This is a genomic window from Pseudonocardia phyllosphaerae (assembly GCF_046546475.1).
Taxonomy (GTDB): Bacteria; Actinomycetota; Actinomycetes; order Mycobacteriales; family Pseudonocardiaceae; genus Pseudonocardia; species Pseudonocardia phyllosphaerae.
This window is the reverse complement of record NZ_JBKGXS010000009.1, coordinates 41325-67329: the sequence shown is the minus strand read 5'-3', so window position 1 is coordinate 67329 and position 26005 is coordinate 41325. Positions and strand designations below refer to the sequence as shown.

The following is a 26005-nucleotide window of genomic DNA, read 5'->3' as shown; positions in this document are numbered from 1 at the left end:
ACCGGAGGCCGCGCCGGTTCCGTGGGGATCGTGGTCGGATTCCTGCTGACGCGACGCCGTCACGTCGACTTCCTGACCCTCGTGGGCCAGGCCTGTCGCTGACGCCGCCCGCGCACCGCTGAGCGGTGCGCTCCACCGCGCGTCCCCTTTCCCTTCTCCGGCCGGCGCCGGTGCGCCGACGGGCGCCCGCGTGCGGCCGACACCTGGAGTCCTCCCGTGACCGAGAACGCCATCTCCGACCTCGACACCACCCTGAACGCCCAGATCAGCGAGCCGCTGAAGTTCGCCTACTGGGTCCCGAACGTCTCCGGCGGGCTGGTCACCAGCACCATCGAGCAGCGCACCGACTGGGGCTACGACTACAACGTCAAGCTCGCGCAGACCGCGGAGAACAACGGCTTCGACTACGCGCTCTCCCAGATCCGCTACATGGCCAGCTACGGCGCCGACCACCAGCACGAGGCGACGAGCTTCTCCCTGGCGCTGGGCCTGGCCACCGAGCGGCTGAAGGTCATCGCCGCGGTGCACCCGGGTCTGTGGCAGCCCGCGGTGCTGTCGAAGTGGGTCGCCACGGCCGACCACCTGACCAACGGCCGGGTCGCGGTCAACGTCGTCTCCGGCTGGCTGAAGGACGAGTTCACCGCGCTCGGCGAGCCGTGGCTCGAGCACGACGAGCGCTACCGCCGCACCGCCGAGTTCATCCGGGTGCTGCGTGAGATCTGGACCGCCGGCGAGGGCGGCGCCGAGTTCTCCGGGGACTTCTACCGGGTGCACGGCTTCGACCTGAAGCCCAAGCCGGTCGACGTGCCCGGCCGTCCGCACCCGGAGATCTTCCAGGGCGGCAACTCCACCGCGGCCCGCCGGAACGGCGGCACCGTCTCGGACTGGTACTTCTCCAACGGCAAGGACTACGACGGCTTCACCGAGCAGGTCGAGGAGGTCCTCGGCCACGCGAAGACCGCCGACCGGCTGCAGCCCGTCCGGTTCGGGCTGAACGGATTCATGATCGCCCGGGACGACGAGACCGAGGCCCGGGACACCCTGCGCGAGATCATCGAGAAGGCGAACAAACCGGCCGTCGAGGGCTTCCGCGACGCCGTCCAGCAGGCCGGGAACTCGACCGGTGACAAGCGCGGGATGTGGGCGGACTCCTCGTTCTCCGACCTCGTCCAGTACAACGACGGCTTCAGGTCCCAGCTCATCGGCACCCCGGAGCAGATCGCCGACCGGGCCGTCGAGTACAAGCGCCGCGGCGCGAACCTGCTGCTCCTGGGCTTCCTGCACTTCCAGGAGGAGGTCGAGTACTTCGGCGAGAAGGTGCTGCCGATCATCCGGGAGAAGGAGGCGGAGCTCGCCGCGCGTGAGCCGCAGGTGGCGACCGTCTGAGTCTCCCCCGTTCCTCCGCCGGCCCCGGTACGCACCCGCGTGCCGGGGCCGCGTCCTGTCGGCGCGAGCCCGTCCGGGGTCCCCGGCCGTCCCGGCGGCCGCTCGCCCGGACCGTGCATGCCGTCCGATCATGACCGGACAACCAGGGCGGGCTCCCAGTGCGGGAGACCGGCGTTGACGCCACACGTCCGGGCCGCCGAGACTCGGACCGTGCTGTTCACCGCGCTCACCCGTCGACGCCACGTCGACCTGTCCCGCGTGAACTCCTCCGGCTGTCGCTGATCACCTCCGCGCCCCCGTACCCCGCGTCCGGCCGCGCACCGCTGCTCCTTCCCGGGCCCGGTCCCGATCCACACCGGTGATCCGCACCGTGCCGGATCCGCGCCGGCCCGATCCGCCCCTCGTCTGATCCGGCCGGGGTCCGATCCGCACCGTGGCGGATCCGCGCCGGACCGATCCGCACCAGCCCGATCCGCGCTGCGCCCGCTGCCACGGGCGCCGCAGCCACACATCCGGAGGACGTCACCATGACCACCACCGAGAACCGGACCACCGAGAACCGGACGGAGACCGCCGCCGAGGTCGTCGACTGGTCCGCCGCACCCGCCCCCACCGACGGGGCCGGCTGGCTGCAGCGCGCCCGCCAGGTCCGCCGCATCCTCGAGCGCGACGCCGCGAGCCGCGACCACGCAGGTGCCACCCCCTACGACGAGGTCGCCCTGCTCAAGGAGTCCGGCCTGGTCACCCTGCTCGGCCCGACCGCGGACGGCGGTGGCGGCCAGACCTGGCCGGTCGCCTACAAGGTCATCCGCGAGGTCGCCGCGGGCGACGGCTCCATCGGCCAGCTGCTCGGCTACCACCTGCTCTGGTTCTGGGCCGCCCGCCTCGTCGGGACGCCCGAGCAGATCGCCGCCGTCGAGTCCGACGCCACCCGCAACCGCTGGTTCTTCGGCGGCGCGGTCAACCCGCGCGACGCCGACGTCACCATCCGCGACGAGGGCGACGAGCTGGTCTACGACGGCCACAAGAGCTTCTCCACCGGCAGCAAGGTCTCCGACGTGACCGTGCTGGAGGGCGTCATCGAGGGCACCGACACCCACGTGTTCGCGATCGTCCCCAGCGACCAGGAGGGCATCACCTTCCACGACGACTGGGACAACATCGGCCAGCGCCTCACCGAGAGCGGCAGCGTCACGATCTCCGGGGTGCGGGTGCCGTGGGCGTCCGCGGCGGGGTTCGTCGACAAGGCGTTCCAGCCGCGCGTCTACAACACGCTCAACGTGCCGGTGATCCAGCTCGTGTTCGTGCACTTCTACCTCGGCATCGCCCGCGGTGCGCTCGACACCGCCGCCGAGTACACCCGCACCCGGACCCGGCCGTGGCTGCACGGCGGTCGGGACCGCGCGGTCGACGAGCCGTACCAGCTCGACCTCTACGGCGGCTACACCGCGAAGCTGTGGGCCGCCGAGGCCCTGGCCGACGAGGTGGCCCGCGAGGCCCAGGCCATCCACGACGACGCGTGGAACGTCACCGAGCAGCAGCGCGGCGAGCACGAGGTGCGGGTCGCGGCGGCGAAGGCGCGCGCCACCGAGGTCGCCCTGGAGATCACCTCGGGGATCTTCGAGGGCCTCGGGGCGCGGGCGACGGCGTCGGAGCTCGCATTCGACCGGTTCTGGCGCAACGTCCGCACTCACACGCTGCACGACCCGGTCGCCTACAAGCGGCGCGAGGTGGGCGCGTGGGTGCTGACCGGGGAGCTTCCGCAGCCCACCTGGTACTCCTGACCTCTGTCCCGGCGGTGGACGCTCACCGGTTCCGGCCCCGCGCACCCGATCCGGTGAGCGGGGCCGGAAACGCGTGCGCGCCCGTGGGCCAGGCCTGGCACAGCGCGGACGACGGGCGGTGCGCGTCAGCCGACCCGGGAGTGGTCCTCGCCGGTCGTGGCTCCGCCGGTCGTGCCATCGGTGCCGCCGTTGCCACCCGGGCCGCCGGGACCACCGGGGCCGCGGCTGCCACCCGAGCCGCCGTTGCCACCCGGGCCGGTCCCGCGGACCCGCGGCAGGAACCGGCCGGTGCGGCTGCGGTACGCGTCGTACTCCGGACCGAGGGCGCTGCCCAGGCCGGGCTCGTACACACCGCGGGCCTGGATCTGCACCGCGACCAGGATCAGCACCCCGGCCAGCACACCGAGCAGCGTCGGCGCCATGCACAGCATCCCGGCGCAGCCGACGATCAGGCCGGTCAACGCGGGGTTGCGGACCCGCCGATAGAGCCCGCCGGTCGCGAGCACCGGTCGTGCACCGTCCGGCACCGCGGCGCCTGCGGTATCGCCGGTGCCGTGCGGGGACGCGGCGGCGCCGCGCCGCCACACCGACCCCAGCTGCAGCAGCGCCACCGCGACGACGGCGAACCCGAGCAGCAGCAACCCGGCCCCGACCACCGCGACACTCGGCCGGGCCAGCACCGAGATCGGCTCCAGCACGTCCAGCCCGACCAGGGCCGGCGCACCCAGCCCGAGCACCGCGGCGGCGACGAACAGCGTCCGCGCCCACCAGGCCGGACTGCCCGGAGTCCGCGGCACGACCAGCCCGCTGCCTGCCCGCGAGCGGTGGGCCCGCCCGCGCACCCACAACGTGGTCAGCACGGCCGCTGCACCGAGGGCCAATGCCGCCCACCCGGCGACGCGGTGGTCGATCACCCCGGCGGCGGCCGCCCAGGCGTCCGGGCCCCAGACCTGCGGGACCGCCTCGGCGAACAGCCAGATCCCGAAGGCGAAGAACAGCACCGCCGCGCCGATCGCGATGGTGCGCTCGGGCAGCTTCTGCCCCAGCTTGCGGCCGACGACGATCGCGAGCGCGTCGGCGGCGACCATGCCGATCGTCGAGCCGAGCCACACGCCGAACCAGCCGTACTGGGTGGCCAGGGTGATGGTGGCGAGCATCGTCTTGTCGCCGAGCTCGGCCAGGAAGAACGCCACCGACGCGGCGACGACGGCCGACCCGCCTGCCCGCTTCGCCTTCTGCTCCTCGTCGTCGCTGAGACTGTCCCCGCGCAGGGTCCAGGCGCCGAAACCGAGGAACGCGATCGCCGCGACCAGCGAGATCCAGCCGGTCGGGATCGTCGCGCCGAGGCCGTAGCCGACCGCCACCGACACCAGGTGCACCACCGAGGTGGCGATCGTGATGCCGATCAGGACCGGGAGGGCCTTGAAGCGGGTCGCGAACGTCAGGGCCATGAGCTGGGACTTGTCCCCCAGCTCGGCGACGAACACGACTCCGAAGCTGACCGCGAATGCGACCAGGAAACCACTCATGACTGTCCCTCGATCAGGCGGCCGATCGAGGGCGGCGGAACGACCTCGACCCGGCCGCTGCCGGATCGAAGGTCTCGCTCGCCTGGTGGTGGTCAGGCCGCTGCGCCCGGGCCGAACCCCGCAGGGTCGGACCAGTATGTCGAGCGCAGCGTTGGGAGCTACTCCCCTTCGCGTACGGCCGCTGACTCTACCTCATCGATACAGCCCGGTTCGAGAGCTGATGCGCGAGCACTACTGTGACTGCCGTCTCGGTGCACACCGGGCGATTCCTCACGCAACGCCCGCCCGATTCCCAGCGCCGTCACAGGCTCGTCTCAGGGTCGCACCGCACAGTGAGTCCCATGAGCGAGAACGGGCCGGACCGCAGTGCCGGCGGTACGCACGAGCCGGACGAGACGGCCCGTCAGCAGCAGACACAGCAGCAGGCGCCGTGGGCGTACCGCCCGCAGCCGCACGGCGGCGGTGAGCCGCCGACGTCGGTGTACCCGGCGTTCCCGGCCGGCGCGTCCGGCCCGCACGCCGTGCCGACCGAGTCCCCGCGCCGCCGCGGCGTGGGGGTCGTCGCGCTCGCGCTGGCCGCGGGCGTGCTCGGCGGCGGGCTGGGCTTCGGCGGCGCCTACGCGCTGCTCGACGACACGTCGTCGGGCAGTGGCAGCAGTGCGGCCGCGCTGACCAGCGCCGCCGACCCGACGGCGTCGGCGAAACCCGCGGACGGCACCGTCGCCGGGGCGGCCGCGGCGGCGTCGCCGAGCACGGTCGACATCCAGGTCCGGACCGCGCAGGGCGTCGCCGAGGGCTCGGGCGTCGTCCTCACCTCCGACGGCGACGTGCTCACCAACAACCACGTCGTCGCCGGTGCGGGCAACGGCGGCAAGATGACCGTCACCCTCGCCGACGGCAGCACACACCCCGCGACGGTCACCGGCACCTCGCCGAGCTACGACCTCGCAGTGATCAAGCTGCAGGGGGTGTCCGGCCTGCGAGCTGCCACTCTGGGCCGGACCCCCGACGTCCAGGTCGGTGAGCAGGTCGCCGCGATCGGCTCGCCGCAGGGCCTGTCCGGGACGGTCACCGCGGGCATCGTCTCCGCACTGAACCGCACCGTCACCGCCGGCGGCGAGGGCGGCGAGGCCCCGGTCGTCTACAACGGGCTGCAGACCGACGCCCCGATCAACCAGGGCAACTCCGGTGGTCCGCTGGTGAACCTGGCCGGGCAGGTCGTCGGGATCAACTCGGCGATCGCGACGGCCGGCCAGAGCTCCGGCTCGATCGGTCTCGGCTTCGCGATCCCGGTGGACACCGCCAAGCGGGTCGCGCAGGAGCTGATGAGCGACGGCGTCGCGAACAAGCCCCAGCTCGGCGTGCAGGGTGCGGTGACCTCGTCCGGCGGTGGTGCCGGTGGCGCCGCCGCCGCGGGCACCGGGGCGACCGTCTCCGCGGTGGAGCCGAACTCGGCGGCGGCGAAGGCCGGGCTGAAGCCCGGCGACGTCGTCACCAAGGTCGACGACTACCCGGTCGAGAGCTTCGAGGACCTCGTCGCCCGGGTCGGCAACTTCGCACCCGGCCAGCAGGTCACCCTCACCGTCGGCAGCGGATCCGGCGCGCGCACCGTGCCCGTGACCCTCGGCAGCGTCAAGGACACCGCCGCCGCGACCGCAAAGAACGGCGCGCTGCCCGGCCAGGGCCGTGGCGGCGGGTCCGGCTCGGGCGGGCCGGGCTCCGGCGGGTCCGGTTCCGGCGGCTCGGGCGGCTCGGGTGATTCGGGCTCGGGTGAGGACTCGTCACCGTTCGGCGGCGGGCTCGATCCCTTCGGCGGCAACTGACCCGCCCCTCCCGGCTCCGGCCGGGCGCAGCAGACCGTCCCCCTCTGTTGCGCCCGGCCGGTTCTGTTTCTGCCCGGTTTCCGTTCGTTTTCCGTCCGGTTCACCGAACGTGTGGACAAACGGGCCCCGGATGACGACCCTCATCGCCGACTGTCGCGCGCAGCGAGGCGCGACTCGACGAGGAGGCGACGCGCAATGACCACACGGGACCGGCCGGAACCGGCGACGAAGGGCCGCGGCATCGGTCTCGCGACCACCGTCGCAGCCGCCGGCGGCCTCCTGTTCGGCTACGACACCGGCGTGATCAGCGGGGCGCTGCTGTTCATCGGCCCGGAGTTCGGGCTCGGTGAGACCGGCAAGCAGGTCGTCGTCGGGGCACTGCTCGTCGGTGCCCTGGTCGGGGCACTGGCGGGCGGCACGATCACCGACGCGCTGGGCCGCAGGAAGACCCTCCTCGGCGTCGCCGCGGTGTTCGTGATCGGCGCGGTCCTGTCCGGCATCGCCCCCGGCGCGGTCACCCTGGTCGTCGCCCGGATCCTGCTCGGCCTGTCCATCGGTGTCTCGTCGGTCTGCGTGCCGCTCTACATCGCCGAGATCGCGCCGAAGGAGGTCCGCGGCCGGCTGGTCTCGATGAACCAGTTCCTGATCACCATCGGGATCCTGCTGTCCTACCTGGTCAACTCGGTGTTCGCCGAGGCGCACAGCTGGCGCTGGCCCCTGGCCATCGCCGCGGTGCCCGCGCTGGCGATGCTGCTCGGCCTGCTCGGCGCGCAGGAGTCGCCGCGCTGGCTGGTCCTGCGTGACCGGGTCGACGAGGCCCGCGCGGTGCTGCTGGCCAGCCGTACCCCGGAGGCCGCCGACGCCGAGATCACCGAGATCCGTGACGCCGCCCGCGCCGAGGCCCGCTGGAGCTGGGCCGACCTGCGCCGTCCGCAGCTGCGCCCGGCGCTGACCCTGGGCATCGGGGTCGCGGCGGTGAACCAGCTGGTCGGCGTCAACGCCGTCATCTACTACGCGCCGACGATCCTGCAGGGCGTCTTCGGCGGCTCCACCGGCGCGATCCTGGCGACCGTCGGCATCGGCCTGGTGAACGCGATCGTCACCGCGATCGCGCTGGCCCGGATCGACTCGTGGGGCCGGCGCCCGCTGCTGCTGGGCGGGCTCGCCGTCGTCGTACTGGCGCTGGTGTCGCTGGTCGTGCTGTTCCTGCTGCCCGACCGCACCGGCGTCGTCGGGATCCTGATCGTGGTCGCACTGTGCGTCTACATCGCGGCGTTCGCGGCGAGCCTGGGCATCGCGATCTGGCTGGTGAACTCCGAGGTCTTCCCGACCGCCGTGCGCGGCAAGGCCGCCGGCCTCGGCGCGACCACGCACTGGGGCCTGGACCTGGTGATCGCCTCGACCACGCTGACGCTGATCACCGCGCTCGGCGAGTCCGGGTTGTTCGCGATCTTCGCGGTGATCGGTGCCGCCGGGTTCGTGTTCCTCTACAAGCTCATGCCCGAGACCAAGGGCCGCAGCCTGGAGGAGATCGACGCGGAGCTGCAGGCACGCGTCGGCCGCAGCTGAGCGGCACGCACCGAGCAGGGGCGTTCCCGGCCCGCCGGGGGCGCCCCTGCTCGCGTGCTCAGGCGTTGCCGAGCACCCGGTCGACGACGATGCGCAGCACCACCCGCTGCGGGTTGACCCGCGGCACCTTGTACTCCTGCGCGTAGCGCTCCTCGGCCGCGGTGACCTCCTCGGGTGCGTCCCGGACGGTGGCGACGCCCTCGATCGTCGACCAGGTACGGCCGTCGACGACGGTGGCCGACACCCGTGCCCCGTCCGGCCCGGCCGCGGCGACGTTGCGCGCCTTCTGCGAGCCGCCGCTGCAGATCACCCGGGCGATCCCGTCCTCGACGTCGACGGTGACCCCGACCGGCGACGCGTGCGGGCTCCCGTCGCGGCGCAGCGTCACCAGCACGCACGGCCTGCGCTCGGACCACAGCTCGCGGAACCGGTCGGAGACGCCGTCGGCGAGGCTGCGCCTGCGGGCACGGGGACGCGCGGGATCCGGGGACACGCGCCCATCCTCGTCGCCACCGGCGGGGCCCGCCGGGTGGCTCGCCGCGGACGTCCTCACACCGGGTGACCCCACACGACCGGGCGATTCCCGGCCGGGTGACATGACTGTCGATCATGACCGGGTATCGCTTCACTCTCCGCCACGGCCCGGTGTCACAGCGACACCACCGGCCACCCCCGCAACGTTCGTCACACCCCGGAGAGGGAGCACCGCCGATGTCTGCTCGTCCGCTCACCCGCCGCCTCGCGACCGTCACCGCGAGCCTGGCCGTCACCGCACTGGCCGGCCTGCCGTTCGCCGCCGTCGCCTCCGCCGACACGCCCGACGTCGACTGCGACCAGATCTCCTACGAGCAGGCCCAGTCGATCCTGGCGCAGGACTCGTCCGACCCGAACCGCCTCGACCGCGACGACGACGGCATCGCCTGCGAGGCGGACCAGCCCGGCGGCACCGCCCAGCCCGCCGACGACACCGGCACGAACGACACCGGCAGTGGCGACACGACCACCGGCGACAGCGGCACCGGCGACACGAGCTCCGGCGACTCCGGCACGGGCGACACCAGCAGCACCGGCGACACCGCGGCCGACACCGGGTCCGGTGGCGGCCAGGTGAGCGAGGTGCCCTCCGGCGCGGTCGCCGCAGGCGACGGCTCGGGTGCCGACGGTGCGGGCGTCGACCCGGCGGCGTTCCTGCTGGCCGGCACCGGGGCCGTCGTGGCCGTGGGGGCCGGCACCGCCGTGTGGTCCGGGCGCCGGGCCGGTCGCGGCCGGGCCTGACCCGTGCCCGTGCGACGCGTCCGGCGCCTCGCGGTCGCGATCGCCGCAGTCCTGGTGGCGCTGGCCGTCCCAGCGGCCATGCCACCCGCCGCGCTGGGCGGGACGGTGCCGATGCCGCCGAGCGGCACCGCCCGCCCGGCCGCGGCACCGCTGCCGCCCGCCACCCCGCTGCGGGTGCGGGCGGCGGCAGCCGGGCTGGACAGCCCGATGCTCCCGCTGGGCCTCGACGGCCACGGCGCGCTCGCCGTCCCACCCGACGGCGCGGCGACCGGCTGGTACACCGGCGGCCCGGCTCCCGGGGCTCGCGGTCCCGCGGTGCTCACCGCGCACGTGGACTGGAACCACGAGCCGGGCCCGTTCTTCCGGCTGCACCGACTCGCCCCCGGTGACCTGGTGACCGTCGACCGTGCCGACGGCCGGACCGCGACGTTCGAGGTACAGGCCGTGCGCCGCTACCCGAAGACCCGCTTCCCCACCCGCCAGGTCTACGGCGACCTGCCCGGCGCGGGCCTGCGCCTGGTCACCTGCGGCGGGAGCTTCGACCGCGGCGCGCGCAGCTACCGCGACAACGTCGTGGTCTACGCGGGACTCGTGGAGCCCTGAGGCCGATCGCCACGCACGTCGCGGCGGATCGGGTGATCCGGCGGTACCTGCACCAGCACGATGCGGGTGCCGTCCGGGTCGGCGATCCACATCTCGTGCAGCCCCCACGGCTCCCGGCGGGGCTCGCGCAGCACCTCGACGCCTGCGTCGGCCAGCTCGGTGTGCGCGGCGGCGAGGTCGCGGACCTGCAGCCACAGTCGCAGCCCGCCCCCGGAACCGGACGCGCCGTCGGGCGCGCCGGAGGGTGTCGCGGAGACCTCGAGCCGGCCGTCGCCGAGGAAGAACACGGTTCCGCCGGGGAACTCGCGGGCGATCGCGAGCCCGAGGACGTCGCGATAGAACACCAGCGCGGCGTCGGGATCGGCGGGACGCAGAATGGCGCGACTGGTGAGGATCTCCACGGCGCCGCACGGTAGCCCCGCCCGCCCGGCACCGCCGGACCGGCGCCGCCCGCCTGCCCGGACGACCCCGCCACGCGACCGGTTGCCCACGACCGGCGCCGCGACGACATCGATGCACGTGCACGCATCGCAGGCGCCCCGGCACCCGCGGTGATCGTTCCACTGTGGATGACCAGGGCCGTTCCACCTGCACCGACAGCGCTCCGGCGATTCGAACGCCCCGGTAGAACCCGTCGGTAACATTCTCACCGGTAACAGTCGAGGTTGACCGAATTGGCGTGAGAGCGCACACTCCGGGCCTCGCAGCATTCCGATCCCGCTCCGCTGCCTCTACCGTCGTAGTCACCGCTACCGATTCACTCGACCGGGTCGACGCACCGTCGCACCTGGTGATTCGCGCACGGGCCACGTCGCCCATGGAGGTCGCACATGAAGCCGTTCGTGGTGAACAGCCACGACCGACTGGTCTTTCCCGCCAATTTTCTCGGCGAACTCGATTTCTCGGTCATCGACGATCTGGACCAATTCACCGCTATTGTCGGGCGCGATTTCGAGGCGAAGGCGCCGACCGGTACCGACATCCTGGAGCGGGTCACCGCCGGCGCGTACGAGAGCCGCTTCGGCCTCCTGCGGGACATGAGCCAGAACCTGTTCTGGGTCAACCGCTACACGCTCACGATGTTCGAGAAGCGCCCGACCCGCTGGCGCGACCTCCCCCGCCACCGCAGCGACGTGTTCCTCCCGCTGCTCACCCCATGGCGCGACGGCGACAAGAAGATCCGCGCGGTCGCCGATGCCTTCGAGACGCTGCCGCCGACCTGGGACGACGAGACCGAGCGCCGCATCTTCGAGCTGCTCTTCGACGTCTACGGCAACCGCCGTCACCACGCGACCGAGCTGCCCGCGGTGAAGCCGACCGTCGAGCAGTTCCTCACCACACCCGGCGCCCGCACCTTCGTCGTCGGCCACCACGACCCGGACTACCCGGTCTTCTCCTTCGGCGACATCCTCGACGCGCACGCCGAGCGCCCTGAGCTCGAGGCGCTCACCCGCTGGGCGATGGTGCTGCACAACCAGTACCCGTGGGACCGCGCCGCCACCGAGCTGCGCACCGCCGACGAGATCGGCGACGACGACTACGTGATCGCCTTCCACCCGCGCAACCGCGACGTCGCGCAGTTCCTCGACCGCGCCACCGGCGCCCGCCCGGCGCGGCGCGTCCGGATCTCCGACCAGGCCGAGCCGGTCGAGCCGGCCACCCCGCTACCGCCCGTGCGCGTCCGCGAGGCGTTCGACGTGCTGCCGAAGATCGAGTCCCTGGCGGTCGTGCGCGGCGAGCACGTGTGCACCAACGACGACGTCGTGCGGAACTCCGCGTTCTCCTGGTCACCGATGAGCGCCGAGGAGATCTCCGCGAAGACCGGGATCGACCAGCGCCGCTACACCGAGCTCGACATCGAGGACCTCGCCTGGGCCGCCGCGGTCCGCGCGCTGGAGCACTCCGGGCGCGACCGCTCCGAGATCGGCGCCGTGCTCGTCGCGACCTGCACCAGCGAACGGCTCATCCCGTCGTTGTCGACGTGGCTGTCCGGCAGGCTCGGCCTGCTGCAGACACACTGCTCGGCCGACATCGTCGCCGCCTGCGCGGGCCTGCCCTACGGGCTGTCCGAGGCCGTCCGGCAGCTGCAGGAGGTCCGGCGCCCGGTGCTGCTGGTCTGCGTCGAGAAGTTCTCCGACAAGATCGGCAACGTCCGCACCTCGCGGATGATCTTCGGCGACGGCGCCGCCGCGATGGTGATCTCCCCGGCGCCCGAGGGCGACCCCGGCGACGTCGACCTGCTGCAGACCTACGCCTCGGGCCCGAGCGCCCAGGTGAACTCGATCATCTGGCCGAACCCGGAGTTCGACAACGACATCACCGTCTACGGCCCCGAGGTCAAGGCGCTGGTCTCCCGCTACCTCGCCCAGATGATCGGCGAGCTCGGCGAGCAGCCCGGCCCGGACGGCGCGGGCACGATGCTCGACGCGATCGACCTGATCGTCCCGCACCAGGCCAACAAGACGATGATCCTGCAGCTCGCGGCCAAGGCCGGTCTCTCGGCCGAGCAGCTGTACTTCGACATCGAGACGATGGGCAACGTCTCCGCGGCGTCCATCCCGATCGCGCTGTTCGACGCCGTCGCCGACGGGGTGCTCGACGGGCGCAGGCGGATCTTCGCCCCCGGCTTCGGCGCAGGCGCCGTCGGCGGCTACGCCGTGCTGGAGGTCGACCCCGCGGTCTGCGCGCCGGAGGTCGTCCTGAGCCCGGCCGAGGCCCCCGACGCCGGTACCGACACCGCCCCCGCGGCCCCGACGGTGGACGACGTTCGCGTCGCGTTCGGTGAATGACGAGGATGGGGACCAACCACCACCCGTCCGACGCCGCAGCAGCGCCCGTACCAGGAGCAGTGACCCCCACCATGTTCTCGCGCATCGCCATCGTCAACCGCGGTGAACCCGCCATGCGGCTGATCAACGCCGTCCGGGAGTGGAACGCCGAAGCAGGTCCGGACCGGCAGCTGCGGACCATCGCGCTGCACACCGCCGTCGACCGCCGTGCGATGTACGTCCGGGAGGCCGACGAGGCCGTCCTCATCGGACCCGACGACCCCGACCACATGGGCGCCAGCCCCTACCTCGACTACGACGAGCTGGAGCGCGCGCTGGTCACCACCCGCGCCGACGCCGTCTGGCCGGGCTGGGGCTTCGTCTCGGAGAAGGCCGAGTTCGCCGAGCTGTGCGAGCGGCTCGGGGTCACCTTCGTCGGCCCGGCGGGCGAGGTCATGCGCCGGCTCGGCGACAAGATCGCCTCCAAGCAGCTGGCCGAGTCCGTCGGGGTCCCGATGGCGCCGTGGTCCGGCGGCCCAGTGGAGGACGTCGAGGCCGCCCGCAAGGCCGCCGACTCGATCGGCTTCCCGCTGATGGTCAAGGCCACCGCGGGTGGCGGCGGCCGCGGCATCCGGTTCGTCGAGGGCCCCGGGCAGCTGGACGAGGCGTTCGAGCGGGCCGCGTCGGAGGCCGCGAAGACCGCGGGCGACGCGACGGTGTTCCTGGAGAAGGCCGTCGCCGGTGGCCGGCACGTCGAGGTGCAGGTCGTCGCGGACGCCACCGGGAACGTGTGGACGCTCGGCGTGCGCGACTGCTCGGTGCAGCGCCGCAACCAGAAGGTCATCGAGGAGTCCGCCTCGACCGCGCTCGACGCCGAGCAGGACGCGCTGCTGCGCCGCTCGGCCGCCGACCTCGCCCGCGCCGCGGGTTACGTCAACGCCGGTACCGTTGAGTTCCTCTACCAGCCCGAGGAGAAGCTGCTCTCCTTCCTCGAGGTCAACACCCGGCTGCAGGTCGAGCACCCGGTCACCGAGGCGTGCACCGGCGTCGACATCGTCAAGCTGCAGCTGCACGTCGCCGCGGGCGGCACGCTGGACGAGGTCGCCCCGGAGGCCCCCGCCGGGTCCGGCTGGGCGATCGAGGCGCGGCTGACCGCCGAGGACCCGGAGCGCGAGTTCGCCCCGGCGCCCGGGCGCATCGAGCACCTCGCGCTGCCGACCGGCCCGGGCATCCGGGTCGACACCGGTGTCGCGGCGGGCGACGTCATCCCGCCGCAGTTCGACTCCATGATCGCCAAGGTCATCGCCTGGGGCCGCGACCGCGCCGAGGCCCGCGCCCGGCTGTCCCGTGCGCTGCGCCAGACCGCCGCGGTGATCGACGGCGGCTCGACCAACAAGGCGTTCCTGCTGGACCTGCTCGACCGTGACGAGCTGCGCGCGGGCGACCTCGAGACCACCTGGCTCGACGCGATGATGGCGCAGGGCTACGCCCCGCCGCGCCGCCTCGACGTCGCGCTGCTGGCGACCGCGATCGAGAGCCACGACGGGCACGTCACCCGCCAGCGGGACCGGCTGTTCCGCTCCGCCGAGGCCGGGCGCCCCGAGGTCGGCTACGAGACCTGGCACCAGACCGCGGTCACCGTCGCCGGGCAGTCCTACACGCTGCGCGTGGCCCGCACCCGCTCCGGGCGCTACCGCGTCGAGCTGGACGGGGTGTCGGTCGACGTCGACGTCGAGCGCAACGGCGCCTACGAGCGCAGGCTCACCGTCGGCGACCGGTCCTGGACGGTGCTGTCGGTCGCGCAGGAGTCGGACTACCTCGTCGAGGTCGACGGCGCCGTGCACCGCATCTCCGGCGGCGAGGCAGGCATCGTCCGCGCCCCCGCGCCGGCGATGGTCGTCGCGCTGCCGGTCTCCCCCGGCGACACCGTCGCCGAGGGCGACACCGTCGCGATCGTCGAGTCGATGAAGCTGGAGACCTCGCTGCGGGCGCCGTTCGACGGCACCGTCGCCGAGCTCCTCGTCCCGGCCAACACCCAGGTCGAGGGCGGCACGAAGCTGGTCCGCCTGGAACCCGCCGCCGAGGAGGGCGCGGAGACCGTCGACACCGGCGAGCGCGCCGACTTCTCCGACTTCGGCCCCAGCGCCGTGCAGGAGACCCCGGCCGCCGTCGCCGCCGACGCCCTCGACGCGCTGCGCTTCCAGGTGCTCGGCTTCGACGTCGACGAGTCCCAGGCCCGCCCGCTGCTGCGCCGCCTCGACACCGCCCGCGGCGAGCTGCCCCCGGGCGACCCGGCGCTGCTGGCGGGCGAGATCGCCGTCCTGAAGATCTTCGCGGACCTGTGTGCCCTGTCGCGCAACAAGTCCGAGACCGACGACGAGACCGGCGAGACCGAGCGCAACCCGCAGGAGTACCTCTACGCCTACCTGCGCAGCCGCAACCCCGACGACGAGGGCCTGCCCGAGTCGTTCCAGGCGAAGCTGCGCGCGGCCCTGGCGCACTACGGCATCACCGACATCACGTCGAGCGGTGTCCAGGCTCGTTCCGCGGACGCCTCTCTCGGCGAGCTGGGCCCGGCGCTCTACCGGATGTTCCTGGCCCACCGTCGCGCCTCCCAGCAGGTGCCGGTCGTGCTGAACCTGCTGAACTGGCGGCTGCGCCACCCCGACTCGGTCGCCGGCCTGTCCCCCGCGCTGCGCGAGGACTACCTGCGCACCCTCGACGCGCTGGTGGTCGCCACCCAGCTGCGGCACCCGGTCGTCGGCGACACCGCCCGGCTCGTCCGGTACCGCGTGTTCGACGCCCCGGTCGTCGCCGCCGAGCGACGCGAGGCCCTCGACGAGGTCCGGGACAGCCTGGACGTCCTCGCCGAGGACCCGGACGTGGCCGACCGCGCCCGCCGGATCGACGCGCTGGTGGGCTCCTCCGAGCCGATCCTCGGCGCGTTCGGGGCGCGGCACGACGCCGTCCTGCTCGAGGTCATGACCCGGCGCTACTACCGGGTGCGCCCGCTGCGCGACCTGGAGCTCTCGGAGTTCGCCGGGCACCCGCTGCTGACCGCGCACTACCAGCACCTGGGCAACGACCGGGAGCTCTACGCCACGGTCATCGACAACAACGACCCGGAGGCCGCCGCCGCGACCGCCGAGGAGCTGCGCCGGCGCGCCGGTGAGCTCGCGCCGGGACGGACCGCTCTGGTCGACCTCTACGTCACCTCGACCCACACCGACGACGGCGGCGACCCGGACGCCCGGGCCGACCGGGTGCGCGCCGCGCTGGGCCGGGTGCCCGAGACCGTCGCCCGGGTCGCGGTGGCCGTGCGGCCGAGCCAGCAGGAGACCGCCGACGGCGCGGAGGGCCCGACCTGGTTCACCTTCCGGCCCGACGAGACCGGCGAGCTGGTCGAGGACCGCAGGCTGCGCGGCATGCACCCGCTGGTCGCCGACCGGCTGCGGCTGTGGCGCTTCCGCAACTTCGACCTGACCCGGCTGCCCGCGGCCACCGACGTGCACCTGTTCCGCGCCACCGGCCGCGAGGTCACCGCCGACGACCGGCTGATCGCGATGGCCGACGTCCGCGACCTCTCGGTGCTGCGTGACGAGGAGACGGGCCGGATCCGGTCGCTGCCGCAGTTCGAGCGGGCGCTCGACGCCTGCATCAACTCGCTGCGCGCAGCCAGGGCCGCCGACCGCACCCTGGCCCGGCTGTCCTGGAACCGGATCCAGCTCTACATCTGGCCGGAGGTCGACGTCCCGATCGCCGAGCTGGACTCGGTGGTGCGCAAGCTCGCGCCGCGCACGGCGAACCTGGGTCTGGAGCAGGTCCTGGTCGAGTTCCGCACCGCGGACCCGCAGGTGACCGGCGGCCAGGGCGGTCCGCGCGCGATGCTGCTGCGCATGTCGCGCCCGCCCGGCGCGGGGCTCACGCTGCGGCTCGACGAGCCGTCGACCGAGCCGATGCGCGAGCTCGACGCCTACGACCAGAAGGTGCTCAAGGCGCGTCGCCGGGGTGCGGTCTACCCGTACGAGATCGTCCCGCTGCTCACCGCGCCGGTGGACGCCGGTCCGGGGAGCTGGACCGAGTACGACCTCGTCGACCCGGACGACCCGTCGCGGCCGGTCCCGGTCGACCGGGCGCCGGGGCAGAACACCGCGAACCTGGTGCTCGGCGTCGTCTCGGTGCCGACCCGCCGCTACCCCGATGGCATGACGCGCGTCGTGCTGCTGGGCGACCCGACCCGGGCACTGGGCGCGATCGCCGAGCCGGAGTGCCGCCGGGTGCTGGCCGCGATCCGGCTGGCCCGCGAGCTCGGTGTCCCCGTGGAGTGGTTCGCCGTCTCCGCCGGCGCCAAGATCGCCATGGACTCCGGCACGGAGAACATGGACTGGATCTCCCGGGTGCTGCGCGGGATCATCGACTTCACCCAGGACGGCGGCGAGATGAACGTCGTCGTGACCGGCATCAACGTCGGCGCCCAGCCGTACTGGAACGCCGAGGCGACGATGCTCATGCACACCAGGGGCATCCTGGTGATGACGCCGGAGTCGGCGATGGTGCTCACCGGCAAGCAGTCCCTGGACTACTCCGGGGGTGTCTCGGCCGAGGACAACTTCGGCATCGGCGGCTACGACCGGATCATGGGCCCGAACGGGCAGGCCCAGTACTGGGCGCCGAACCTCGCCGGCGCCGTGCAGGTGCTGAGCCGCCACTACGCCCACACCTGGACCGCACCGGGCGAGCGGTTCCCGCGCCCGGCGCCGACCCTGGACCCGGTCTCGCGCGACGTCACCACGGCACCGCACTCCGGTCCGAACTGCGAGTTCTCCACGCTCGGCGAGATCTGGGCCGAGGAGACCAACGGCGAGCGCAAGAAGCCGTTCGACATCCGCTCGGTGCTGCGCGGCGTCGCCGACGCCGACCACGCCACCTCCGAGCGGTGGGCCGACATGCACGACGCCGAGTCGGTCGTCGCCCTGGACGCACACCTGGGCGGGCAGCCGGTCGCCATGATCGGCATCGAGTCGCGGCCGGTGCCGCGGCGCGGGCCGAGCCCGGTGGACGGCCCGTCGCAGTTCACCGCGGGCACGCTGTTCCCGCGCTCGTCGCGCAAGTGCGCGCGGGCGATCAACGCGGCGTCGGGCAACCGCCCGCTGGTCGTGCTGGCGAACCTGTCCGGGTTCGACGGCTCGCCGGAGTCGCTGCGCGGGCTGCAGCTGGAGAACGGCGCGGAGATCGGCCGGGCCATCGTCAACTTCGACGGCCCGATCGTGTTCTGCGTGGTCAGCCGCTACCACGGCGGCGCGTTCGTGGTGTTCTCCGGAACGCTGAACGACAACATGGAGGTCGCGGCCGTCACCGGGTCCTACGCCTCGGTGCTCGGCGGGGCCCCCGCCGCGGCCGTGGTGTTCGCCGGCGAGGTCAACGACCGCACCGCCAAGGACGAGCGCGTCACCGCGCTCGAGGCCCGCATCACCGAGGCGACCGAGGCCGGTGACGACGTCACCGCCGCCCGCCTGCGCGGCGAGCTCGCGGAGGTCCGCCCGGACGTCCGCTCCGAGAAGCTCGGCGAGGTCGCCGACGAGTTCGACACCCGGCACTCCATCGAGCGGGCGCAGTCCGTCGGCTCGGTGCACCGGATCGTCACGCCGGACCAGCTGCGGCCCTACCTGGTCGACGCCGTCCAGCGCGGCATGAAGCGCACGCTCGACACCTGATACGCCACCCACAGGAGGCACCCATGACCGCGATCACCGACACCAACCCCGAGCAGCGCGTCGCCATCGTCACCGGAGGCGCGCGCGGCATCGGCGCCGCGATCACCAGCGCGCTCGCCCGTCAGGGCGTGCACGTCGCCGCCGGCTACTCCTCGAACTCCAAGGCCGCCGAGGAGCTGCAGGAGAAGCTGGGCGCCGAGGGCGCGTCGATCTCGGTGCACCAGGGCAACGTCGGTGAGCCGGACGACTGCAGCCGCGTCGTGAACGAGGTGCTGGAGCAGAAGGGCCGGGTCGACTACCTGATCAACAACGCCGGCATCACCGTCGACAAGACGGTCCGCAAGCTGACCGTCGACGACTGGCACGCGGTCCTGCGGATCAACCTGTCCGGCGCGTTCTACATGTCCAAGGCCGTGCTGGAGCACATGACCGGCAACGAGTTCGGCCGGATCGTGAACATCTCCTCGGTCATCGGGCAGACCGGTGCGATGGGCCAGGCGAACTACGCGTCGTCGAAGGCCGGTCTGATCGGCTTCTCGAAGTCGCTGGCGCAGGAGGTGGCCCGCAAGGGCGTCACCGTCAACTGCGTCGCGCCGGGCTTCATCGAGACCGAGATGGTCGCGGCGGTGCCGGAGAAGGTCCTGGAGAAGATCATCTCGAACGTCCCCGTCGGCCGCCTCGGCCAGGCCGACGAGATCGCCCGCGCGGTGCAGTTCCTGGTGGACGACCGCGCCGGCTACGTCACCGGTTCGGTGATCAGCGTCAACGGTGGGCTGGACATGGGTTCCTGACCCGCCCGTCGAAGCCGGGAGCCCCGCACACAGTGCCGTGTGCGGGGCTCCCGTGCGTTCGGGCCCGGTGCCGGTTCGGGCCCGGTGGCGGTTCAGGCCCGGTGGCAGAGTCCCTTGGCCTCCAGCACCCGGGCGACGGCGGCGTCGTTGTCCTGCGGGGTGATCCGGCCCCGCGCGAGCGCGGACTCCGCCGCGTCGAGCAGCGGGTCCGGCGAGGTGACGTTGGAGAACAGTGCGACGTCCGCCCCGGCCGAGAGCGCGCGGGTGGTGGCCTCGGCCAGCCCGTAGCGCTCGGTGATGGCCTTCATCGCGCCCAGGTCGTCGGTCATGACCAGGCCGTCGAACCGGTACTTCTCGCGCAGCAGCTGGTAGGCCTTCGGGGCGACGCTGGCCGGGACGTCACCGGTCAGGCCCGGGACCTCCAGGTGGCCGAGCATGACGCCGGTGGTGTCGTCGAGCGGCTTGCCCGGCCCGACCAGCGCCTCGTAGGGCTTGAGGTCGGTGCGCTCCAGCTCGGACAGCGGCGGGACGGTGACCGAGCCCTTGTGCGAGTCCCCCGACGAGTGCCCGTGGCCCGGGAAGTGCTTGAGGACGCCGAACACGCCACCGGCGTGCTGGCCCTCCGCCCAGGCCCGGGCGTAGCGGGTGACGACCTCGGGGTCGTCGGAGAACGAGCGGTCGCCGATGACGTCGGTGCGGGGCTGGTCGGAGACGTCGACGTCCGGGGCGAGGTTCCAGGTGACCCCGCGGGCCCTCAGCTGCTCGGCGCGGCTGCGGGCCAGCTCGGTGACCTGCTCGGGGCTCTGCTTCGCCATCTGCCGGGCGCTGGGGCGGTCGCCGTCGAGGTCGTCGATGCGCTGGACCCGGCCGCCCTCCTCGTCGACGCCGACGGCGAGCGGGGTCCGGGACGCGTCCTGCAGCGCCTGGAGGCGGTTGTTCTGCAGCAGCGCCGTCTCGTTGCCACCGAGGAACACCCCGCCGACCTGCGAGGACTTCACGATCCTGGCCGCACCGGCCGGGTCGGCGGCGTCGACGCCGACCATGAGGCGCTGCGCCAGCCGGTCCCGCGTGGACAGGGCAGCCACCTTCGGGCCGCAGGTGTCGGGTGCCTCCGCGGGTGCCGCCTCGGGCGCCGGGCCCGACGACGACACCGGCGCCGCCTCCGGGGCGGCACCACCGGGCGCGGCGCCGCCCGGTCCCGGCAGGGCGATCGCGCCCACCCCGGCCCCCAGCGCGCCCACGACCAGCGCGGTCATCACTCCGAACCCGATCCGGCTCCGCCGGGCACCCGTCACCGGGTGAGCTCGTCCTCTCATCGCGGGTCATCGTGTCAGCCCCGGCGCCGGTGCGGGTGCACTCACCCGCCCGGCGGCGCGGCGGCCCGCCGAGAGGAGGCCGCGGCGAGCCGGACGGCTCAGATCGCAGGCACCCGCTCGGCCTCCGGCGGCGGGCCGGGCGGGGTCCCGTCGCCGAACGGACGCCCGCCGAGCTCCTCGCGCCCGTGCGGGGTCAGCCAGCCGGAGAGCTCCGGGCCGCGCGGGACGATGCCGGTCGGGTTCACCGAGGTGTGCACGCCGTAGTAGTGCTGCTTGATCTGCTCGAAGTCGATCGTGTCGCCGAAACCGGGCGTCTGGAACAGGTCCCGGGCGTAGGCCCACAGCACCGGCAGCTCGGTGAGCTTCTGCCGGTTGGCCTTGAAGTGGCCGTGGTAGGCGGCGTCGAAGCGGACCAGGGTCACCCACAGCCGGATGTCGGCCTGGGTGATGGTGTCCCCCACCAGGAACCGCCGGTCGGCCAGCCGGTCGGACAGCTCGTCGAGCCGGGCCCACAGCGCGTCGTAGGCACGGTCGTAGGCGGCCTGGGTGGTGGCGAAACCGCACTTGTAGACGCCGTTGTTGACGTCGTGGAAGATCCCCTCCCCGACCGCCTCGATCTCGTCGACACGGCCGTCGGGCCACAGGTCCGGGGCGCCGTCGCGGTGGAACGCGCGCCACTGGGTGGAGAAGTCGCGCTCCAGGGCCGCGTAGTCGTTGGTGGCGACCTCGCCCGACGCGACGTCGACCATGGCCGGGACGGTGACGCCCTGGTCGTAGCCGGGGACGGCCCTCTCGTAGGCCTCGCGCAGGTACTCGATGCCGAGCACCGGATCGACGTTCCCGGGGTCGTTGTGGAAGCGCCAGCTGCGCTCGTCGTGCAGCGGGCCTGCGATGCCGAGGGAGATCGCGTCCTCCAGGCCCAGCAGCCGCCGGGTGATCATCGTGCGGTTCGCCCACGGGCACGCCCGGGCCCCGACGAGCCGGTAGCGGCCCGCCTCGACCGGCCACGCCGACGACCCGTCGGCGGTGATCCGCTCCGCCACCCCGAGGGGCTCCCGTACGAACTCGCCGCTCTGCTCACCCGTCCCCATGGAGCCGACGCTAGTGGCCTGCGTCGCGGCGCGCAGGGACGCGGCGTGGTCGGATGCCCCGGTGCAGACCCGTGACGAGCACCTCGACCGCATTCTCGAGCGGGCCCTGTCCGAGCTGGTCCGGCCCGGTGCGCGGGTCGCGCTCGCCGACGCCTGCGGGCTCCCCTACGCCCTCGCAGCGCCGCTGAGCCGGGTCGCGGCCTGGGCCGGCGGGGTCCGGCTGGTGCTGGGCTGGGTGCCCGGCCCGGCGCCGGAGCTGGACCCCGGCGCGTTCGTCGACATCCGGACGGTCGTGGGCGGCCCGGGACTGCGCGGGCTCGTCGAGGCCGGTGCGGTGCACCGGGTCCCGGCCCCGCTGTCGGCGACGCCTGCGCTGCTGGCCGGGCCGCTGCGCCCGGACCTGCTGCTGGCCACGGTCGTCCGGGGCCCCGGCGGGTACCGGTTCGGCGCGGAGGCGTCCTGGATGCGCGGGCTCGCCGAGGCCGGGGTGCCGGTGGCGGCGGTGGTGTCGTCGTCGGCGCCGCACGCCGACGCCGGTCCGCCGCTGCCGGAGGTCACCGTGCTCGGCGAGGTCGGCGGCCCCGCCGGGGCGCCGTGCCCGATCGAGACGCCGCCGCCGACACCGGAGGACCTCGCGATCGCCGGGCACGTGGCCTCGCTGGTCCCGGCCGGAGCACGGATCCAGTTCGGTCCCGGACGGCTGTCCGCGGCCGTCGTCGCCGCCCTGGACGTGCCGGTGTCGGTCGACTCCGGGCTGCTCACCGACCCCGTCGTGGACCTGGACGCGCGCGGCCTGCTGCGCGGCACCCCGTCGGCGACGGCGCTGCACGGCAGCCCCCGGCTGTACGACTGGGCGGACCGGTTCGGCCGGTCGGGGCACGGCGTCGTGCGCCCGGTGGAGTACACCCACGACGTGTCCCGGCTGGCGTCCGGCGCACCGGGCCCGCTGGTCGCGGTCAACACCGCGCTGGAGATCGACCGCGACGGCCAGGTCAACGTCGAGGGCGTCGCCGGATCCGCGGCGGGGATGATCGGCGGGCACCCGGACTTCGCCGCCGCCGCGGCCCGCGGTCCGGGGCTGTCGGTGATGGCGCTGCCGGCCACCCACCGCGGCCGCCGCACGCTCGTGGACCGCCTCGCCGGACCCGTGACGACGCCGTCGCACGACGTCGACGTCGTCGTGACCGAGCACGGCGTCGCCGATCTCCGTGGCCTGGGCAGGGACGAGCGACGGGCCGCGCTGGACCGGCTGTGGAGCCACACCGCTACGCCACACGAGTGAATCCGCAATTCATGCTGTGTTCGAGGTCACATTTTCAGTCCCGAGCAGCCCTCGGCGCCACGACGCCGACCGTAGCGGTGTGCGGACTCACCGCAGCCGCGACTGGAATACGCGTTCCGCCGGACGGATGTGAGCGCGGCGACGGCACTGGTGGAGCGACTGCACGCGCGTAGACCACACCGCGACGCCGATCACTCCTGGTGTGACCGATGACACCGGTAGCGACCAGGGCGGTTGCGTATAACACAACGAACGCGGTCCGTTCCAGGCCTCGCCGCCGGCACCGGACAGGGACCGCCCACCCGATCTAGCGTCGGTCGACCCCGCACAACCCGATCTTTCGAGGAGTCGCGGTACATGACGGCCGACAACAGCATCGCGAGCGCACAACCGGAGCTCGGCAGGACCGTTCAGGAGTTCGGCGACCAGCCACTCGAGGTCCGCGAGTCGACGCACTACAAGAACGAGTACGTGCAGACCTTCGTCGACAAGTGGGACGAGCTGATCGACTGGAGGGGGCGCTACGAGAGCGAGGGCAAGTTCTTCGTCGAGCAGCTCCGCCAGCGTGGCGTCGAGAGCATCCTCGACGTCGCGACCGGCACCGGTTTCCACTCGGTCCGGCTGCTGGAGGAGGGCTTCGACACCGTCGTCTCCGCCGACGGCAGCGCGGAGATGCTGGCGAAGGCGTTCGACAACGGCATGAAGTTCGGCGGGCACATCCTGCGCGTCGTCCAGGCCGACTGGCGCTGGCTCAACCGTGACGTGCACGGCGAGTACGACGCCATCATCTGCCTGGGGAACTCCTTCACGCACCTGTTCTCCGAGCGCGACCGCCGCAAGGCACTCGCCGAGTTCTACGCGATGCTCAAGCACGACGGCGTTCTCATCCTGGATCAGCGCAACTACGACTCGATCCTGGACAACGGCTTCAGCTCGAAGCACCAGTACTACTACTGCGGCGACGACGTCGTGGCCGAGCCGGAGCACGTCGACGACGGGCTGGCCCGCTTCCGCTACCGGTTCCCGGACGGCTCCGAGTACCACCTGAACATGTTCCCGCTGCGCAAGGACTACACGCGCCGCCTCATGCACGAGGTGGGTTTCCAGCGGGTGGAGACCTACGGCGACTTCCAGGAGACCTACTCCGAGGACGAGCCGGACTTCTTCGTCCACATCGCCGAGAAGGCGTACCTGGAGGACCCGGAGGAGGGCACGGCATGAGCGTCGAGCAGGCGGAGAGCACGGCCAGGACGTACTACGACTCGCCGGACGCGGACACGTTCTACTCCAAGGTCTGGGGCGGCGAGGACATCCACGTGGGGCTCTACGAGACCCCGCAGGAGGAGATCGCCGCCGCCAGCCGGCGCACGGTGGCCCGGATGGCCGAGATCGCCGGGATCGGGCCGGACACCACGGTGCTCGATCTCGGTGCCGGCTACGGCGGCGCCGCCCGCCAGATCGCGAAGGCGACCGGCGCGACGGTGCACTGCGTGAACCTCTCCCCCGTGGAGAACGAGCGCAACACCCGGCTCACCTCCGAGCAGGGCCTGTCGGACAAGGTCGACGTGGTGACCGCGTCGTTCGAGGACGTCCCGGTCGACGACGCGTCGGTCGACGTCGTCTGGTCCCAGGACGCGTTCCTGCACTCCGGCAACCGGGACGCGGTGCTCGACGAGATCGCCCGGGTGCTCAAGCCGGGCGGGCAGGTCGTGTTCACCGACCCGATGGCCGCCGACGGGCTCGACCAGTCGTCGATCCAGCCGATCCTCGACCGGATCCAGCTGGCGACGATGGCTACTCCGGGCTTCTACACCGACGGTCTGGAGCGGCGCGGCTTCTCCGAGGTCAAGTTCCACGACCACGCCGACCAGCTGCCCACCCACTACCGGCGGGTGCGCGAGGAGCTGGTGGCGCGCGAGGCGGAGCTCGCCGCGGAGATCAGCGAGGGCTACATCAGCGGTATGAAGGCCGGCCTGCAGCACTGGGTGGACGGCGGGAACGCCGGCAAGCTCAGCTGGGGGATCGTGCACGCGGTCAAGGACTGACCCGGTAGTCCGGTCCGGTTCGGAAGGGCCCGGCTCCGTCGCGGGGAGCCGGGCCCTTCTCATGCCTGCAGGAAGCCCGCCAGCTCGGCGGCCACGACGTCGGGCTGCTCGTCGGCGAGGAAGTGCCCGGCACCGGCGAGGGCACGGCCGGTGACCAGGGCGGGGTCGTCGGCCAGTCCGCGCCACACGTCCAGCGGGCTCTCCGCGTTGCCGCCGACGACGCCCGCGTCGCCCCACAGCACCAGGGCCGGGACGGAGATCCGCTCCCCCGCCCGCTCGGAGGCGGCGTCGTGCTCGAGGTCGATCGAGGCGCCGGCCCGGTAGTCCTCGAGCATCGCGTGCCGCGCGGCCGGGTCGGCGAATGCGCGCTCGTAGCTCGCCAGGGCCTCGGCCGGGTGTGCGTCGAGCCCGGATCCCCAGCCGCCGAGCAGCCGGTGCAGGTACCCGAGCGGGTCGCCCGCGATCAGGCGTTCCGGCAGGTCGGCGGGCTGGATGAAGAAGAACCAGTGGTAGTACGCGGTGGCCAGGCGGCGGTCGACGTGGTCGTAGACGTAGGCGGTCGGCAGGATGTCGAGCAGCGCGGCGCGGATGACCCGCTCCGGGTGGTCGAGCAGCATCCGGTGGGTGACGCGGGCGCCGCGGTCGTGCCCGGCGACGGCGAACGTGTCGAACCCGAGCTGCTCCATGACCGCGACCTGGTCGGCGGCCATCGCGCGGAACGCGTAGCCGGCGTGGTCGTCGCCGGACGCGGGACGGCCGGACTCACCGTAGCCGCGCAGGTCCGGGCAGACGACGGTGTGCGTGCGGGCCAGCGCGGTCGCGACCGGCTCCCACATCGCGTGGTCCTGCGGGAAGCCGTGCAGCAGCAGTACCGGCGGACCGGCGCCGCCCCGGACGCCGTGGACGGTCACCACGCCGCCGTCCGGGTCGCCCACGGTCAGGTCGAAGCTCTCGAAACCGTCGAACACCCCGGCCGGGTACCCGATGTGCGGTGATCGTGACCGTTCCGATGCACGTCGGCCGCCGCGC

The 26005-nt window shown here is 73.1% G+C and carries 18 protein-coding genes; 12 read left to right on the top strand and 6 right to left on the bottom strand.

The features are described 5' to 3' along the window. Positions 1–264 precede the first annotated feature (264 nt). Both sfnG and ACLE50_RS18300 read left to right on the top strand, forming a co-directional pair. Positions 265–1386 carry a dimethylsulfone monooxygenase SfnG gene (gene sfnG, locus ACLE50_RS18305; RefSeq protein ID WP_410944918.1) on the top strand — a complete coding sequence of 374 codons (1122 nt, stop codon included), beginning with the start codon at positions 265–267 and terminating at the stop codon, positions 1384–1386. A gap of 527 nt (positions 1387–1913) precedes the next feature. Beyond that, on the top strand, positions 1914–3170 hold the full coding sequence (locus ACLE50_RS18300; protein WP_410944796.1) for an acyl-CoA dehydrogenase family protein: 1257 nt from the start codon (positions 1914–1916) through the stop codon (positions 3168–3170). A gap of 125 nt (positions 3171–3295) precedes the next feature. On the opposite strand, the gene ACLE50_RS18295 is transcribed toward ACLE50_RS18300, so the two are convergent. Continuing rightward, positions 3296–4699, bottom strand: a complete 1404-nt coding sequence (locus ACLE50_RS18295; RefSeq protein ID WP_410944795.1) for a TMEM165/GDT1 family protein — start codon at positions 4697–4699, stop codon at positions 3296–3298. 341 nt (positions 4700–5040) lie between these two features. On the opposite strand from ACLE50_RS18295, the gene ACLE50_RS18290 reads away from it, so the two are divergent. Continuing rightward, the gene (locus tag ACLE50_RS18290; protein WP_410944794.1) at positions 5041–6522 is read left to right on the top strand and encodes a S1C family serine protease; all 1482 of its coding nucleotides are present in this window, start codon (positions 5041–5043) and stop codon (positions 6520–6522) included. A 195-nt stretch (positions 6523–6717) separates the two neighbouring features. Continuing rightward, positions 6718–8091: a sugar porter family MFS transporter gene (locus ACLE50_RS18285; protein WP_410944793.1), complete on the top strand. Its 1374-nt coding sequence runs from the start codon at positions 6718–6720 to the stop codon at positions 8089–8091. Between the two features lie 58 nt (positions 8092–8149). Here the strand turns inward: ACLE50_RS18285 and ACLE50_RS18280 are convergent, their stop codons facing one another. Continuing rightward, positions 8150–8584: a PPOX class F420-dependent oxidoreductase gene (locus tag ACLE50_RS18280; RefSeq protein ID WP_410944792.1), complete on the bottom strand. Its 435-nt coding sequence runs from the start codon at positions 8582–8584 to the stop codon at positions 8150–8152. 218 nt (positions 8585–8802) lie between these two features. Here ACLE50_RS18280 and ACLE50_RS18275 point away from each other — a divergent pair, with 218 nt between their 5' ends. Then, positions 8803–9366: a calcium-binding protein gene (locus ACLE50_RS18275; RefSeq protein WP_410944791.1), complete on the top strand. Its 564-nt coding sequence runs from the start codon at positions 8803–8805 to the stop codon at positions 9364–9366. A 3-nt stretch (positions 9367–9369) separates the two neighbouring features. Then, positions 9370–9969, top strand: coding sequence for a class F sortase (locus ACLE50_RS18270; protein ID WP_410944790.1), 600 nt, complete (start codon positions 9370–9372; stop codon positions 9967–9969). Here ACLE50_RS18270 and ACLE50_RS18265 read toward each other — a convergent pair. Next, on the bottom strand, positions 9945–10370 hold the full coding sequence (locus ACLE50_RS18265) for a VOC family protein (protein WP_410944789.1): 426 nt from the start codon (positions 10368–10370) through the stop codon (positions 9945–9947). The two genes, ACLE50_RS18270 and ACLE50_RS18265, sit on opposite strands and share 25 nt — an antisense overlap. Positions 10371–10799: 429 nt before the next feature. Here ACLE50_RS18265 and ACLE50_RS18260 point away from each other — a divergent pair, with 429 nt between their 5' ends. The 3 genes from ACLE50_RS18260 to ACLE50_RS18250 all read left to right on the top strand — a co-directional run bounded on the left by ACLE50_RS18260 (position 10800) and on the right by ACLE50_RS18250 (position 19242). Then, positions 10800–12758: a 3-oxoacyl-ACP synthase III family protein gene (locus tag ACLE50_RS18260; protein ID WP_410944788.1), complete on the top strand. Its 1959-nt coding sequence runs from the start codon at positions 10800–10802 to the stop codon at positions 12756–12758. 71 nt (positions 12759–12829) lie between these two features. After that, positions 12830–18451 (top strand): ATP-binding protein, encoded by a 5622-nt coding sequence (locus ACLE50_RS18255; RefSeq protein WP_410944917.1) that lies wholly within the window; start codon positions 12830–12832, stop codon positions 18449–18451. Between the two features lie 23 nt (positions 18452–18474). Continuing rightward, positions 18475–19242 (top strand): 3-oxoacyl-ACP reductase family protein, encoded by a 768-nt coding sequence (locus ACLE50_RS18250; protein WP_410944787.1) that lies wholly within the window; start codon positions 18475–18477, stop codon positions 19240–19242. Positions 19243–19334: 92 nt separating this feature from the next. Here ACLE50_RS18250 and ACLE50_RS18245 read toward each other — a convergent pair whose 3' ends face one another. Further along, positions 19335–20558: a glycoside hydrolase family 3 N-terminal domain-containing protein gene (locus ACLE50_RS18245; protein WP_410944786.1), complete on the bottom strand. Its 1224-nt coding sequence runs from the start codon at positions 20556–20558 to the stop codon at positions 19335–19337. Positions 20559–20656: 98 nt separating this feature from the next. After that, positions 20657–21649 (bottom strand): glutathione S-transferase family protein, encoded by a 993-nt coding sequence (locus ACLE50_RS18240; protein WP_410944785.1) that lies wholly within the window; start codon positions 21647–21649, stop codon positions 20657–20659. 61 nt (positions 21650–21710) lie between these two features. Here ACLE50_RS18240 and ACLE50_RS18235 point away from each other — a divergent pair, with 61 nt between their 5' ends. The 3 genes from ACLE50_RS18235 (at position 21711) to ACLE50_RS18225 (ending at position 24976) form a co-directional block, all read left to right on the top strand. Next, a complete protein-coding gene (locus tag ACLE50_RS18235) occupies positions 21711–22931 on the top strand; it encodes an acetyl-CoA hydrolase/transferase C-terminal domain-containing protein (RefSeq protein WP_410944784.1) in 1221 nt (406 codons plus the stop codon). A 357-nt stretch (positions 22932–23288) separates the two neighbouring features. Then, complete coding sequence (locus tag ACLE50_RS18230) at positions 23289–24152, top strand: glycine/sarcosine N-methyltransferase (protein ID WP_410944783.1); 864 nt, start codon at positions 23289–23291, stop codon at positions 24150–24152. Next, entirely contained in the window at positions 24149–24976 is an 828-nt protein-coding gene (locus ACLE50_RS18225) for a methyltransferase domain-containing protein (RefSeq protein WP_410944782.1), read from the top strand. Before ACLE50_RS18230 ends, ACLE50_RS18225 begins: the two co-directional genes overlap by 4 nt. A gap of 59 nt (positions 24977–25035) precedes the next feature. Here the strand turns inward: ACLE50_RS18225 and ACLE50_RS18220 are convergent, their stop codons facing one another. Continuing rightward, positions 25036–25944: an alpha/beta fold hydrolase gene (locus ACLE50_RS18220; RefSeq protein ID WP_410944781.1), complete on the bottom strand. Its 909-nt coding sequence runs from the start codon at positions 25942–25944 to the stop codon at positions 25036–25038. Positions 25945–26005 lie beyond the last annotated feature (61 nt).